This is a genomic window from Arsenicicoccus cauae, from assembly GCF_043162025.1.
Classification (GTDB): Bacteria; Actinomycetota; Actinomycetes; order Actinomycetales; family Dermatophilaceae; genus Arsenicicoccus; species Arsenicicoccus cauae.
Map to the genome: position 1 here is coordinate 679,875 of NZ_CP171001.1, position 14,213 is coordinate 694,087.

Genomic DNA, 14,213 nt, shown 5'->3' on the forward strand with positions numbered 1-14,213 from the left:
GCACGGACATGACAAAGTGCGTGTTTGTCATGTCGGTGACGGGCGGACGGCATACAGCCGGCCCTGCCACGGGTCCCCGCCACCCAGCCATCCACACGAGGAGCACCCATGCCTGCAGTGCGCGTCGCGATCGTCGGCGTCGGCAACTGTGCGACGTCCCTTGTCCAGGGCGTCCACTACTACAAGGACGCCAGCCCCGAGGACACGGTCCCGGGGCTGATGCACGTCCTGCTCGGCGACTACCACGTGCGCGACGTCGAGGTCGTCGCCGCGTTCGACGTCGACGACAAGAAGGTCGGCAAGGACCTCTCCGAGGCCATCAACGCCTCCGAGAACAACACGATCAAGATCTGCGACGTGCCGACGCTCGGCGTCGAGGTGCAGCGCGGGCACACCCTCGACGGCCTCGGCAAGTACTACCGCCAGACCATCGACGAGTCCACGGCCGAGCCCGTGGACGTGGTCCAGGCGCTCAAGGACGCCGAGGTCGACGTGCTCGTGTCCTACCTCCCCGTGGGGTCGGAGGAGGCCGACAAGTTCTACGCGCAGTGCGCGATCGACGCCAAGGTCGCGTTCGTCAACGCGCTGCCCGTCTTCATCGCGAGCGACCCCGAGTGGGCCGCGAAGTTCGAGGCCGCCGGCGTCCCGATCATCGGCGACGACATCAAGTCACAGGTCGGCGCCACCATCACCCACCGCGTGCTGGCCAAGCTGTTCGAGGACCGCGGGGTGGCGCTGGACCGGACCTATCAGCTCAACGTCGGCGGCAACATGGACTTCAAGAACATGCTCGAGCGCGAGCGCCTGGAGTCCAAGAAGGTCTCCAAGACCCAGGCCGTCACCTCCAACCTGCACGGCGAGCTGGCCGGCAAGACGGACGACCGCAACGTCCACATCGGCCCGTCGGACTACGTGGCGTGGCTGGACGACCGCAAGTGGGCCTATGTCCGCCTGGAGGGCCGGGCGTTCGGCGACGTGCCGCTCAACCTGGAGTACAAGCTCGAGGTCTGGGACTCCCCCAACTCGGCGGGCATCATCATCGACGCGATCCGGGCGGCCAAGATCGCGCTGGACCGGGGCATCGGGGGTCCGCTGCTCTCACCCGCGGCATACCTGATGAAGTCCCCGCCGGAGCAGCGTCCCGACGACGAGGGCCGCGCCAAGCTCGAGGCCTTCATCGCCGGCAGCGAGAGCCGCTGACGCCCGTGACCGACAGCCCGACAGCCCCCGCAGGCGGGCGACGCGCCGACCGGTGATCGCGGAGACCTGGGCACGGTGGACGGTGCTCAGGTCTGCGCGACCGGTGTGTGTGGCGGTCGTCTCGTTCGTGGGGCCGCACCGGCGCGAGGGGTCGCGGCGGGGCCGACCGGGGTCTACGGTCGAGCCATGCAGCTCGCCGAGGAACTCCTGCTCCTGCTCACCGACGACGAGACGGGCCGGATGAGCGTGCCCGAGCGCGTGCTGGACCTTGCGGTCGCCGGTGGCGCGCTGAGCGAGCTGGGGGCGATCGAGCAGGTGCGGGTCGTCGAGGAGCACGAGCACGTGGTCGGGTCGCTGGGCGAGCCGATCCAGGCGGGCCGGCTCGCCATCGACGACGAGGTCACCCACGACGCCGACCCCGTGCTCGACGGGGCGTTGGAGACCTTCCGCGGGATGCAGGGTCGCAAGCTCACCAACGTCCTGCCGATCATGGGCCGGGCCCTCTATCCGGCGCTGCACCGTGACCTGGAGGCCAAGGGCGTGCTCCGCCGCGAGGCCCCCGCCCGCCAGTCGATGATCCCTCGGACGACCTGGGTCGCCGTCGACAGCACCCACGAGGACTCGGTGCGCCAGCACCTGGCGGACGTGCTGCTGCACGACGCGGAGCCCGACGACCGCGCCCGGCACCTCATCGGCCTGCTGCACGCGATCGGAGCCCTGACCGTCGCCATGCCCGAGCTCGAGGCCGACCGTGAGCGAGCGCTGCAGACGGCGCTCGAGGTGCGGGCGTTGACGGACGTGCACGGGCCGTGCGGGCGCGTCCTCGCAGCGATCGACGAGCTGGTCTAGCTAGTCCGGCTGGTCTCGCTGCTCGGTGGACTCGGGCTGGGTGACCCACCACTGCCTGAGGCGCATGGCCGCCTCCTCGCGCCCGATCATGCCCTCGTCGAGGCGCACCGCGAGCAGGTGCTTGTAGGCGCGTCCGAGCACCGGCCCGGGCCGGATGCCGAGCACCTCGGCGATCTCGTTGCCGTCGAGCTCGGGCCGGATGGCGGCGAGCTCCTCCTCGGCCTGCAGCCGCTCGATGCGCGCCTCCAGGCCGTCGTAGCTGCGCCGCAGCCGGCCCGCCTTGCGAATGTTGCGCGTGGTGCAGTCGGCGCGGGTCAGCAGGTGCAGCCGGGACAGCAGCGGCCCCGCGTCGGTCACGTAGCGGCGCACGGCGGAGTCGGTCCACTCGCCGTCGCCGTAGCCGTGGAACCGCAGGTGCAGCTCGATCAGCCGTGACACCGCCTTGGTCGTGTCCTTGTCGAAGCGCAGGGCCTTGAGCCGCTTGGTCGCCATACGGGCGCCCACGAGCTCGTGGTGGTGGAAGGACACGCCCCCGTCGGGCTCGAACCGCCGCGTCGCGGGCTTGCCGATGTCGTGCAGCAGCGCCGCGAGTCGCAGCACCAGATCAGGCCGTATGACGGGCCCGCCGTCGGCCGGGGCCACCGCCCCCGGCTCGGCCGCCGCCGTCCCGCGACCCGGCTGGGGGGCGGGGAGCTCCAGGTCGATGGCCTGCGCGAGGACGGTGAGGGAGTGCTCGTAGACGTCCTTGTGGCGGTTGTGCTCATCGACGGTGCGCCGCATACCGGACAGCTCGGGCAGCATGACGTCGGCGAGGCCGGTGTCGGTGAGCACCTCGAGACCGGGCCTGGGGTCGGGGGTCAGCATCAGCTTGACCAGCTCGTCGCGGATCCGCTCTGCGGAGATGATCTCGAGCGACCCGGCGCGCTCGCGCATCGCCGCCTCCACCTCGGGGTCGAGCGCGAGGCCCAGCTGAGACACGAAGCGCGCCGCCCGCATCATGCGCAGCGGGTCGTCGCCGAACGACTCGGCCGGCGTCCCCGGCGTGCGCAGCAGCCCGCGGGCGAGGTCGCCCAGACCGTCGTGCGGGTCGACGAAGGTCAGGTCGGGCAGCCGCAGCGCCATCGCGTTGACGGTGAAGTCGCGGCGGACGAGGTCGTCCTCGAGGCGGTCGCCGTAGGACACCTCGGGCTTGCGGGTGGTGCGGTCGTAGGCGTCCTTGCGGTAGGTCGTGATCTCGACCTGCCAGCCGTCCTTGCGCGCCCCGATGGTGCCGAACGCCCGCCCGACGTCCCACAGCGCGTCGCCCCAGCCGCGGAGCAGGCGCTCGGTCTGCTCGGGGCGGGCGTCGGTGGTGAGGTCGAGGTCCATGGACGTGCGGCCCAGGACGGCGTCCCGCACCGGCCCACCCACGAGGGCGAGCTCGTGCCCGGCCGCCCCGAACCTCTCCCCCAGCTCGGTCAGCAGGCCGGTGACGGGCGCGAGCCGACGCGCCGCGGCGGCGAGCAGCTCGTCGGTGGGGGGGTGGGTGGGTCCAGGCACAGTTCCCCACCTTAGAAGACCGCGGGGGCCGACGTGGCACCGCGACCGAGCACTCCAGGTCTCGTTAGAGTGCTCAGGTGACCACTCCCCATCCGACCAACCCGGCAGCGCGGTTCCCGCGTCGACTGCCGGCGGTGGAGGAGGTCTCGGCGGGCGGCGTGATCGTGCGCGTCGAGCGCGGTCTGGCGGAGCTGGCGATCATCGCGCGCCGCAACCGGGCGGGCCGCGTCGAGTGGTGCCTGCCCAAGGGGCACATCGAGGGGGCCGAGACGCTCGAGGAGACGGCGGTCCGTGAGGTGGCCGAGGAGACCGGCATCGAGGGGCGGGTGATCGCCTCCCTGGGCTCCATCGACTACTGGTTCACCACCTCGGCGTCGCGCGTGCACAAGGTGGTCCACCACTACCTCCTCGAGGCGCTCGGGGGGCACCTCACGATCGAGAACGACCCCGACGCCGAGGCGATCGACGTGGCCTGGGTGCGCCTGGGCGACAACACGACCGAGCTGACCTTTCCCAACGAGAGGCGCATCGCCGCGGCGGCGTGGCAGCGCCTCGCGGGGGACCGGTGACTCGTCGGTCGGTCCGGGCCGCGGCGGCCGTCGCCGCCTCGATCGTGCTCGTCGGTATGCCGACCGCGGCCGCCGCCATACCTCACCGCCCGCCCGCCACGGTCCCCGAGGCCCGGCCCAGCGCCCAGGCGAGCGGGCTCACGGTGCGCCTGGACGAGCTCGCCCCGGCCGTGGTGCGGCCGGACCAGGACGTGACGGTGCGGGTGACGGTCTCGTCCACGAGCACCCAGGCGAGCGGACCGCTGTCAGCCCGGGTGCTGCTCGGCGGCGCGCCCTTCACGCAGCGCCAGGCCCTGTCGAGCTGGCTGCACGCCACCCAGCCGCGATCCCTCGCCACGCGAGAGGTCGCCACCCAGTCGCTGGCAGCCGGGGTGCCGGCCAAGGGCTCGACGACGGCGACGATGACCATTGCCCGCAGCGCGCTGCGACGGGGCACGCCGTTCGGCTCCTACCCGCTGGCCGTCGAGGTGCGCAGCGGCAGCGAGCGCGTGGCCCTGGCCCGGTCGGTGCTGCCCTGGGTCAGCGGCAGCCAGGAGTACGAGCCGCTGCGCCTCGCCTGGATCGCCCCCCTCACCCTGCCGGCCCGCCGTGAGCTGTTCGCCGGCGACGTCCGCGAGGTGGGGGCCGCCTGGTCGCAGACCATCGGGGACGGGGGCGTCCTGCGGCAGCGCCTGGACGCCGCCGTCGGCACACCGGTGACCTGGATGGTCGACCCGGCCGTCCTCACGCCCCCGACCGGGGCCGGTGGTCTGGTGACGTCCGCGTCCGCAACCCCGACACCGGCACCGACACCGACGAACACCACGAGCACGAGCCCGAGCACGACCACGAGGGCCGGGGTGGTCACGCCCTCGCCCGCCGGCACGCCCCCACCCGGCTCGGCGTCCCCCTCGCCCCCGGCCTCCTCGCCCGCGGGTCAGACCCCGCCTCCGGCCCCCGGGGCTGCGTCCGATCCTCTGGGCGCCGCCAAGGCCGCGGCGGACGCCCTCGCAGGCCGCCTCAAGGCGTTGGGCGACGACCAGCCCGTCTGGTCCCTGCCGGCCGGCGACCCCGACACCGCCGCCCTCGTCCGTGCCACCCCCGACCCGGGTCTCAGCTCGGTGGTGTGGCCCGCGGGCAGCGACCCGCTGAGCACGGTGCTCGGGCGCACCGTCACCGACTCCATCGCCTGGCCGGCGGACGGCTCGTGGGCCGAGGGGCGGACCACCGCCTGGACCCGGACCACCGGTGGCTCCTCGCCGACCGCGGCCGTGGTGTCCACGGAGGCGGTCGCGTCACCCCAGCGCAAGACCACGCCGGGGGCGGCCCAGCGCAGCGCCGACGGCACACCGCTGCTCGCCTACGACGAAGGCCTCAGCGAGGTGACCGCGGGCAACGAGTCCTCCTCCGACACCGAGGTCGTGCAGGAGTTCCTGGGCCAGTCGCTCACCCTGCTGGGGGAGCTGCCGGGCACGCGCCGAACGGCCCTGGTGGCCGTCCCTCGCGGGACCACCCTGTCCGGCCCCGCGCTCCGTCGGCTCTGGGGGGCCACTGCCTCGGCGCCCTGGCTGCGTCAGGTCGACGTCAGCAGCATCCTCGGGCAGGGCCCGCAGGTGCGGCAGGGCAGCCAGGTCACCTCGTCCACCACTCCCACGAGACCTCCCTCGCCGCTGGACGGTACGACGGTGGACGAGCTCGAGTCGGACCTCGCGACCGTGGAGGGGCTGCGGCGCATCCTGCCCGCCGACGCCCCGACCACGCGGACCTGGACGGCCGCCATCAAGCAGCTGACGTCGTCGCGCTGGCGCGGTGGGTCGCAGACCTGGAGCCAGCTGCGGGACGCGGTGGGCGGCTCGATCGACGCCGCGGCCCACGGCGTGCAGGTCCGGCCGAGCACGATCAACTTCCTGGCGGACTCGGGCACGATCCAGATCACCGTCGACAACACGCTGCCGTATGCCGTCCACGACGTCCGCCTCGAGCTGGTCCCAGGCAGCCCCAAGCTGCGGGTCACGCAGAGCACCAAGTCGCTCACCATCGCGGCCGGCAGCCGCACGACCATCCAGGTCGAGGTGACGGCGCTCGGGGCCGGCACCGTGCCGCTGGAGGCGCGGCTGTCCACGCCCGACGGGATCGCGCTGGGCTCCGCGACGACCGTGGACATGAACGTCCGCCCCACGAGCGTGTGGGTCTTCGCGCTCGTCGCGGGTATCGTCGGCCTGATCCTCGTGCTCGGCCTCGCCCGCTCCCTGCGCCGTGGCCCCACCCGGGCCCAGCGCGAGCTCGGCGACCACGAGGCGGTGGCCGACGCGGTCCTCGGCACCGGTGGCTCCGACCCCTCCCGCAGCACCGACAAGGATCCTCGATGAGCAGCACACGGCACGGTGCACCGCCGCCGACGGACGGCCCCGCCCCCGGGCGCCCCGGCACCGACGAGACCCTCGCACCCACCGCTGCCGAGCCTGCCTCGGCCCCGGCCGACGGCGTCGTGCAGGAGCAGAGCGTCCGACGGGCGAGCGCCCTCATGGCCGCCGGCTCGATCGTGTCCCGGCCCCTGGGGCTCGTCCGCCAGCTGATGCTCGTGGCCTGCCTCGGGGTGACCACCGCGTCGGCCGACGCGTTCAACACCGCCAACCAGCTGCCCAACATCATCTACATGCTGCTGTCCGGTGGCCTGCTCACCGCCGTGCTCATCCCGCAGATCACCAAGGCGATGAAGCGCGAGGACCGCGGCCAGGAGGTGATCGACCGGCTCCTGACGATCTGCATCGGGGCCATCCTGGTCGTGACGGTCATCGCGACCCTGCTCGCGTCTCCGCTGGTCACGCTCTACCGCATCCCACCCGCCACGCGGGAGCTCGCGACGGCGTTCGCCCTCGTCTGCCTGCCGCAGATCTTCTTCTACGGCCTGTATGCCGTCCTCGGCCAGGTCCTCAACGCCCGAGGACGCTATGCGTCGTTCATGTGGACGCCGGTGCTCGCCAACCTCGTGCAGATCGCGGGCATGGCGGTCTTCCTGGCGCGCTACACCCACGCCGCCCCTCCGCAGGAGTGGACCCCGGGGATGATCTGGCTGCTCGCGGGCACGAGCACCGCCGGCATCGCGCTGCAGGCGCTCGCCCTCGTCCCGGACCTGCGGGCGAGCGGTTTCCGGTGGCGTCCCCGCTGGGGCTTTCGCGGCTACGGCTTCCGCGCGGCATCCACGATGGCCGGGTGGGCCTTCGCCGCCCTCGTCGTGGCCCAGCTGGGCGGTTACGCGTGCGCCGCGGTGATGAACACCGTCGCCGGCTGGGCCCGGCACGACGGCCAGCAGGTGGCGGGCATCTCGGTCTACCAGCTGGCCTTCCTCGTCTTCATGCTGCCGCACGGGATCATCACGACGTCGATCCTCACTGCCATCTACCCGCGCATGTCCCGCGCCGCGCACGACGAGGCGACCGACGAACTGCGGCGACTGCTGACGCGCGGCCTCACGCTGCCCTCCGTGGCCCTGGTGCCCATCACCGCCGCCGCGATCCCGTTGGCGGTGCCGGGCATGGCCATGGTGCCCCGGGTCAGCGGGGACGCCCTCAGCGAGACGGCGCTCGTGTTCGCAATCATGGTCCTGGGCCTGATCCCGTTCGGCTGGACCACGCTCCAGCAGCGCTTCTTCTTCGCCCTCGAGGACGGCCGCACCAACCTGCACCTGCAGCTGCTGCTCACGGCGATCCAGATCGCGCTCGCCCTGCTGGCGCTGGTCGGTCCGCGGGAGCACGTCGTGGCGCTGATCGCGGCCGGGCAGACGCTGGGCAACCTCGCGGCGGCGGTCGCCTTCGTCCTCATCGCGCAGCGTCGCGTCGGCGGGCTGCCGGTGCGGCACGTGGTGCGGCTGCACGTCCGGCTGGTCGTCGTGTCCACCCTCGCGGCCCTGCTCGCCTGGGGCTCGGTCGTCGGTCTGTCGGCGCTCCTCGGCACCTCGCGCCTCGACCACCTCGTGCAGCTGCTGGTCGGCGGGGCCGTGTTCGTCCTGGCCTTCCTGGGGCTGGCCCGCGCCTTTCGCATCCGGGAGGTCGACGACCTGCTCCGACCGGTCGCCGCGCAGCTGCGTCGCCGGACCGGAGCCGCCCCCAGCGCCTAGGATGCGATGAGCACGACCGCCCGCCCGTGGGGGACGCGACGCAGGTCACGCAGGACGACGAGAGGGAGTGACGGATGCCGGCAGTCGGACCGGGCACGTCGATCGGGGGCCGCTATCACCTGCGGCAGCGGCTCGAGCGCACGGACCGCGTGGAGCGCTGGGAGGCCGACGACACGACCTTCGGTCGCCGCGTCGTCGTCACCGTCCTCGACGCCGCCGACCCGGCCGCCGAGGCCGCCCTCGACGCCGCTCGCCGCGCCTCCGCGCTGACCGACCCACGGCTCCTGCCCATCCTCGACGCCGGCCGCGAGGACGGCCTCGTGCACGTCGTGGAGCAGGAGGTCCAGGGCAGCACCTTGACCGAGCTGCTGCGGGACGGCGGCCTCCCGCCCACCGAGGCACGGCGGATCGTGCTCGAGGTCGCCGAGGTCCTCGACCGCGCTCGTGCCCGCGGGCTGCACCACCTCGCCCTCACCCCCGACGACGTGCTGCGCGGGCGTGACGGCAGCGTGCGCCTGCGTGGCCTGGCGGTCCGCGCCGCCCTGCTCGGCCGGGACGGCGGCAGCGACCAGGCCGCCTCCCGCACCGACGCCATCGGTCTCGCGGCCCTCCTGCACGCGGCGACCACCGCCACGTGGCCGGGCCAGGACGCGACCTCGCTGCAGGCGACCCCCTTCGTGGGTGGCGCACCGGCCCCACCTTCCGAGCTCGTGGCCGCGGTGCCGGACGACATCGAGGACCTGGTCCGGCGGGCCCTCGGCCGCAGCCGTCCGGGCGAAGACCGCCCCCAGGACCCCGGAGTCGTCGCCGACGCGCTGCGCCCGGCCACGACGCGGGCCAGCGCCCCGGGTGCCACCCCCCTGCTCGAGGACGCCACCGCGGGCTCCCCGGGCGACCCTCTCCCCGCGTCGCCCACGGCCGTCACCGGGGCAGCGGACGACAGCGCAGCCCCCGCCGCAGCGGACGACGGCACCGTGCCGCAGGGCCCGGGCCACCGGCTCGCGGACGACCTGCGCAAGGACGTGGAGCACGTCCCCTCCCGCGCCGAGGCCGCGGCGATCGCCGCCGCCGGCGCCACCGCCGCCGGGACCAAGGCGGCCGCCCGTCGGGTGGGCGACCTCGTCGACGGCGCGTCCCGCCGGGTTGAGGACCGCCGCCGGGAGCGGGAGCAGCGTCGGCTCGAGAGCCAGCCCGCGAGGGTGCCGCTGTCGACGCTGGCGGACGAGCCACCGCGCCCGGTCGAGCCGGTGGCGCCCATCTTCGTCAACGACGTCCCGACGGGCACGCCCTCGCCTCGGCAGGCCAACTTCGTCATGGCGCTGCTCGCCGCCCTGGTGGTCCTGGGGCTGGTGCTGGGCGTCATCGGCGTCATGTCGATGGTCAGCAACATCCAGCGGCAGCTCGACGCACCCCCGGTCGCACGCACCTACACGGTGACGGCCCCCGCCGTCACCATCACCAAGGGGGCCGACGGCACGGTGACGACCCGTCCGGCCGCCCCGACCGGGCCTGCGGGCGCCCCGATTGCGGTGGTGGGCGTCTCGGCCTACGACCCCGAGGGTCAGGACCACGCCGAGAACAACGACTCCGTCGGCAACGTCCACGACGGCGACACGTCCACCTACTGGCGCAGCCAGCGCTACAGGACCGACACCTTCGGCAACCTCAAGTCGGGTGTCGGGCTCGCGGTCTACCTCGGTGACGCACACTCCGACGTGTCCCAGATCAAGCTGACGCTGCCCGACTCCTCCGGCGAGGACCTGACGGTCTACGGCAGCGACACCCCGACCCGGGACGGGGCCGCGGTGCTGGGCACCGTCAAGGGGGGCAAGGGCGAGGTGACGCTCACGGTGCCCCCCGGCCAGGGCAAGCGCCCCTACATCGTCGTGTGGTTCACCAACAGCCCGAGGATGTTCGGCGGCAACTACGCGGCACTGTCCGAGATCAGCCTCTCCTGACATGAGCGCCGTCCTCGACCTGGCTGCGGCCGACGACCGTGCTCTGATGGCGGCGCACAACGACGGTGACCCCCACGCCTTCGGCGAGCTGTACCGCCGGCACCGGGACCGCATGTGGGCCGTGGCGATGCGGACCTGCTCCGACCGCGAGCTCGCCGCGGACGCCGTGCAGGACGCCTTCATCGCCGCGTTCCGGCGGTCCGCGTCCTACCGCGGCGAGGCGGCCGTCACCACCTGGCTGCACCGGATCGTGGTCAACGCCTGCCTGGACCGGCTGCGGCGCGTGCGCCCGACGTCCGAGCTGCCGGAGTACGACCTCGCGGACGGTCGGGACGAGCATGCCTCCCTCGAGGTGCAGCTGGACGTCCGGCAGGCCCTCGCCCGGCTCCCCGAGGGGCAGCGACTGGCGCTGGTGCTCGTCGACATGCAGGGCCTGAGCGTCGCCGAGGCGGCCCAGGTCCTCGACGTCGCCGAGGGCACCATCAAGTCGCGGTGCGCCCGTGGCCGGGCGGCCATGGCGGAGATCCTCGGGCTGCGGCGGGCCGACACGTGAGCGATACCTCGCCGGACGGGCGTCCCGCAGGACGACGGGAACCAACGACGCGCACGGCGCGTCCTACAGATGGTGCAGGCACGCCCGGGCTCCGGCAGCCCCCGCTGTCCCTGCGCCCGCGCCAGGTCGTGGCCGCCGAGCAGTGGGGCCACGACGCAGCCCCCTCGACCGCCCCGGGAGGTGTCCGGAGATGACCGCGACCCGTTCGTCGCACGCACCTGGCGACGGCGACCACGACCCGACGGGCGTGCGCGACCTGCTCGGCTCCCTGCCCGACCCGGGCCCCATGCCCGGTGACCTCGTGGCCCGCATCACCGCCTCGCTCGAGGCCGAGTCCCGCGCCCGCCGCCCGGACTGCGGCCTCGACCCGGCCCCGGTCCCCCACGCCGACGGGCACGGCCCGATCGCGGTGGTCGTGCCGCTGCACCAGGCGACGCGGCGACCCTCCGGCCGACGGATGTTCGGCCTCGTCGCCTCCGCCGCCGCCGCCGTCACCGTGTTCGGCATCGCGATGACCTCCTTCATCCAGTCCTCGGGGGGCGACCTCAGCACGGCCGTCGCCAACCTCGGCTCCGGCACCAACGGCTCCGGGTCGAGCGCCGCGAGCAGCGCCAGAGCTGCCTCCACGTCCTCGACCCCGGACCAGGGGACGGGGCAGCAGACCGGGCAGCAGACCGGGCAGTCGACGGACCCCGCCACGGGTGCCGCCGAGGCGGACGTCCAGATCCGGCTGGCCGCGGGTCCGCTCACCATCGGCGAGGCCGGGCTGGCGGCGTACGGCCGAGAGCTTCTCCAGCAGCGCTGGACCCCGACCACGCCCCACACCGTCGAGCAGCCGACCGTCGGCCCCATCGGCACGCCGACCGGCGTCCGCGACTGCCTCCACGCCGTCGGCGGCTCCGCGACCGGTCGGGTCGCGGCCGAGATCACCTCGTATGCCGGGCGCCCCGCCGTCCTGATCGCCGCCCAGCAGGGCGCGGACCGCCGCACGATCGGCGTCTACCTCGCGGCGGTGCCCTGCGGTCCGAGCGGCGCGACGCTGCTCGTGCCGGCCGGTAGCAGCGCCCCCTGACTCCTCCGCGTTCCACGTGAAACGTCCAGGCTTTGGTCCCCTGGAATGAATACGCCGCTCCGGCGGTTTCCGCCCGTGCGCCCTGCGATGGGACAGTGGGTCCCGGACCCACGACGTCACGTCCACGGGTGACGCGTCGGCCCCGACCGACGACCACACGACCCAGGGATGAAGGACCTCATGACCAGCGACGTCCGCAACGTCATCATCATCGGCTCCGGCCCGGCCGGCTACACCGCCGCCGTCTACGCCGCCCGCGCGAACCTCGAGCCGCTCGTCTTCGAGGGCTCGGTGACGGCCGGGGGCGCCCTGATGAACACCACCGACGTCGAGAACTTCCCCGGGTTCCGCGACGGCATCATGGGCCCCGACCTCATGGACAACATGCGCGCGCAGGCCGAGCGTTTCGGCGCCGAGCTGGTCCGCGACGACGTCACCGCGGTGGACCTCACCGGCGACGTCAAGGTCGTCACGGACGGCGAGGGCAACGAGCACCGCGCCCACGCGGTCGTCCTGGCGATGGGCTCGGCCTACCGCGAGCTGGGCTTGCCCGACGAGAAGCGGCTGTCCGGTCGCGGCGTCTCCTGGTGCGCGACCTGTGACGGCGCGTTCTTCCGCAACAAGCCGATCGTCGTCGTCGGCGGCGGCGACTCGGCGATCGAGGAGGCGACCTTCCTCACGCGGTTCGGCGAGAGCGTCACCGTCGTCCACCGCCGGGACGAGCTGCGCGCGTCCAAGATCATGGCCGAACGAGCCATGGCCAACGACAAGATCAGCTTCGCCTGGAACTCCGCCGTCACCTCGATCAACGGCGACACCAAGGTCGAGTCCGTGACCCTGCGCGACACCGTCACCGGCGAGGAGCGCGTGCTCGAGACCTCGGCCGTCTTCGTCGCGATCGGCCACGACCCCCGCAACGAGCTGGTCAAGGGCGCCGTCGACCTCGACGACGAGGGCTACGTCCTCGTCCAGGGGCGCAGCACCGAGACCAACCTGCCCGGCGTCTTCGCCTGCGGCGACCTCGTCGACCACACCTACCGCCAGGCGATCACCGCCGCGGGGTCCGGCTGCGCCGCGGCCCTCGACGCCGAGCGCTACCTCGCGGCCCGCGACGAGGCCGGCGCGCCGGCGACCGACGCGTCGCTCACGGCCGAGCCGCAGGCCACCGCGATGGCGCGCTGACCGCACCTCACCGACCTGCCTGCACCACCTGACCACCCGACCACCCGACCACAGGAGGAGCCCGCGATGGGTGCCAACACCAAGGACACGACCGACGCGACGTTCGACCAGGACGTCCTGCACAACCCCAAGCCCGTCCTCGTGGACTTCTGGGCGTCCTGGTGCGGACCGTGCCGCCAGATCTCTCCGGTCCTCGACGAGATCGCCGGCACGTATGCCGACAAGATCGACGTGGTGAAGCTCAACGCCGACGAGAACCCCCAGACCACCGCGAAGTACGGCGTCACCGGTCTGCCGACTATCAACGTCTATGTCGGTGGCGAGGTCGTCAAGACCATCGTCGGCGCGCAGCCGAAGCCTCGGATCCTCAAGGAGCTCGCGGACTACATCGGCTGACCCGCCACCGCACCCGGCTCGCGGGTCGCACCCGCAGCCAGCACGTCCCGGCGCCCGCCCCGACCTCAGGTCGAGGCGGGCGTCGTCGTGCGCCCTGGTCAGGTCGCGGCGGGGGCCGTCGCGCGGTCCGCGAGCCACGCCCGCACAGCCGAGGTCACGTCCTCACGCACGGTGGCGGTCGAGCGCAGGTCCAGCCGCAGCCGGGGGCACGTCGGGTGCGGCCGGACGACGGTGAACCCGACGCCGGTGAGCAGCGTCGTGGGCACCCGGCACACGTCCGGCGGCGGCCACGGCAGGTCGCTCTGGGCCACCTCCGCCGAGGACAGGCACCCGGTCACGACGGCGGGCCCGCCATACGCCTCGACGGCCCGGACCGTGCGTCGCAGGAGCTCGCGGCCGAGAGACTGGACGGCGACCTTGGTGAACGCCCGGCTGCTCGACGACAGGGACAGCAGCAGCACGGCGTCGTCCGAGACGGGGGCCGTCGCCGGCAGCGCCGCGCGGGGCACCAGGGACGGCGGCGCCACGACGACGTGGGCCACGGTGCGCCCGTCCTGCCGGACGAGCAGCCCGGGCGGACCCCACTCGTGGGTGACGGTCTCGGCCCACGCTCGCAGCCCGGGGACCGAGTGCCGGGCCGCGTCCGCGTGCGCCTCCACCGGGTCACGCAGCCAGCGCACGCAGCCCCGGCAGGAGGGCCGGAGCAGGTCCGTGGTCGCAGCCGTCAGCGGGACCACCTGACGACCGGTCATGGCACGATCCTCCCTGTCCTGGCTCCGGCGCGCCCGGACACTGCGAC

12 protein-coding genes are annotated in these 14,213 nt (G+C 73.6%); 10 read left to right on the forward strand and 2 right to left on the reverse strand.

Annotated features, from left to right (window positions below; all coding sequences use genetic code 11):
* Positions 1-108: 108 nt before the first annotated feature.
* Together ACF3NS_RS03165 and ACF3NS_RS03170 are read left to right on the forward strand one after the other, a co-directional pair.
* Complete coding sequence (locus tag ACF3NS_RS03165) at positions 109-1,200, forward strand: inositol-3-phosphate synthase (RefSeq protein ID WP_288799719.1); 1,092 nt, start codon at positions 109-111, stop codon at positions 1,198-1,200.
* Positions 1,201-1,386: 186 nt separating this feature from the next.
* Entirely contained in the window at positions 1,387-2,049 is a 663-nt protein-coding gene (locus tag ACF3NS_RS03170; RefSeq protein ID WP_392467763.1) for a GPP34 family phosphoprotein, read from the forward strand.
* On the opposite strand, the gene ACF3NS_RS03175 is transcribed toward ACF3NS_RS03170, so the two are convergent.
* Positions 2,050-3,588: a CCA tRNA nucleotidyltransferase gene (locus ACF3NS_RS03175; RefSeq protein ID WP_392467765.1), complete on the reverse strand. Its 1,539-nt coding sequence runs from the start codon at positions 3,586-3,588 to the stop codon at positions 2,050-2,052.
* 77 nt (positions 3,589-3,665) lie between these two features.
* Between ACF3NS_RS03175 and ACF3NS_RS03180 the strand changes: the two genes are divergently transcribed.
* The 8 genes from ACF3NS_RS03180 (at position 3,666) to trxA (ending at position 13,414) form a co-directional block, all read left to right on the forward strand.
* Complete coding sequence (locus ACF3NS_RS03180) at positions 3,666-4,157, forward strand: NUDIX hydrolase (protein WP_288799714.1); 492 nt, start codon at positions 3,666-3,668, stop codon at positions 4,155-4,157.
* On the forward strand, positions 4,154-6,505 hold the full coding sequence (locus ACF3NS_RS03185) for a DUF6049 family protein (protein WP_392467767.1): 2,352 nt from the start codon (positions 4,154-4,156) through the stop codon (positions 6,503-6,505). Before ACF3NS_RS03180 ends, ACF3NS_RS03185 begins: the two co-directional genes overlap by 4 nt.
* A complete protein-coding gene (gene murJ / locus ACF3NS_RS03190) occupies positions 6,502-8,253 on the forward strand; it encodes a murein biosynthesis integral membrane protein MurJ (RefSeq protein ID WP_392467768.1) in 1,752 nt (583 codons plus the stop codon). The genes ACF3NS_RS03185 and murJ overlap by 4 nt, the downstream gene beginning before the upstream one ends.
* 74 nt (positions 8,254-8,327) lie before the next feature.
* Complete coding sequence (locus ACF3NS_RS03195) at positions 8,328-10,211, forward strand: hypothetical protein (RefSeq protein WP_392467770.1); 1,884 nt, start codon at positions 8,328-8,330, stop codon at positions 10,209-10,211.
* A 1-nt stretch (position 10,212) separates the two neighbouring features.
* A complete protein-coding gene (sigM, locus tag ACF3NS_RS03200; protein ID WP_154592109.1) occupies positions 10,213-10,764 on the forward strand; it encodes an RNA polymerase sigma factor SigM in 552 nt (183 codons plus the stop codon).
* A gap of 190 nt (positions 10,765-10,954) precedes the next feature.
* Positions 10,955-11,836: a hypothetical protein gene (locus ACF3NS_RS03205; RefSeq protein ID WP_288800032.1), complete on the forward strand. Its 882-nt coding sequence runs from the start codon at positions 10,955-10,957 to the stop codon at positions 11,834-11,836.
* Positions 11,837-12,016: 180 nt separating this feature from the next.
* Positions 12,017-13,018, forward strand: coding sequence for a thioredoxin-disulfide reductase (gene trxB, locus ACF3NS_RS03210; RefSeq protein WP_288800030.1), 1,002 nt, complete (start codon positions 12,017-12,019; stop codon positions 13,016-13,018).
* 66 nt (positions 13,019-13,084) lie between these two features.
* Entirely contained in the window at positions 13,085-13,414 is a 330-nt protein-coding gene (gene trxA / locus ACF3NS_RS03215) for a thioredoxin (RefSeq protein WP_288800029.1), read from the forward strand.
* A 98-nt stretch (positions 13,415-13,512) separates the two neighbouring features.
* On the opposite strand, the gene ACF3NS_RS03220 is transcribed toward trxA, so the two are convergent.
* A complete protein-coding gene (locus ACF3NS_RS03220) occupies positions 13,513-14,166 on the reverse strand; it encodes a hypothetical protein (protein WP_154592113.1) in 654 nt (217 codons plus the stop codon).
* Positions 14,167-14,213 lie beyond the last annotated feature (47 nt).

What these genes read in the sequence shown, in the direction of transcription:
- ACF3NS_RS03165 (WP_288799719.1), top strand. Translation starts at nt 109, where the DNA reads ATGCCTGCAGTGCGCGTCGCGATCGTCGGCGTCGGCAACTGTGCGACG.
- ACF3NS_RS03170 (WP_392467763.1), top strand. Translation starts at nt 1,387, where the DNA reads ATGCAGCTCGCCGAGGAACTCCTGCTCCTGCTCACCGACGACGAGACG.
- murJ (WP_392467768.1), top strand. Translation starts at nt 6,502, where the DNA reads ATGAGCAGCACACGGCACGGTGCACCGCCGCCGACGGACGGCCCCGCC.
- ACF3NS_RS03195 (WP_392467770.1), top strand. Translation starts at nt 8,328, where the DNA reads ATGCCGGCAGTCGGACCGGGCACGTCGATCGGGGGCCGCTATCACCTG.
- sigM (WP_154592109.1), top strand. Translation starts at nt 10,213, where the DNA reads ATGAGCGCCGTCCTCGACCTGGCTGCGGCCGACGACCGTGCTCTGATG.
- ACF3NS_RS03205 (WP_288800032.1), top strand. Translation starts at nt 10,955, where the DNA reads ATGACCGCGACCCGTTCGTCGCACGCACCTGGCGACGGCGACCACGAC.
- trxB (WP_288800030.1), top strand. Translation starts at nt 12,017, where the DNA reads ATGACCAGCGACGTCCGCAACGTCATCATCATCGGCTCCGGCCCGGCC.
- trxA (WP_288800029.1), top strand. Translation starts at nt 13,085, where the DNA reads ATGGGTGCCAACACCAAGGACACGACCGACGCGACGTTCGACCAGGAC.
- ACF3NS_RS03220 (WP_154592113.1), bottom strand. Translation starts at nt 14,166, where the DNA reads ATGACCGGTCGTCAGGTGGTCCCGCTGACGGCTGCGACCACGGACCTG.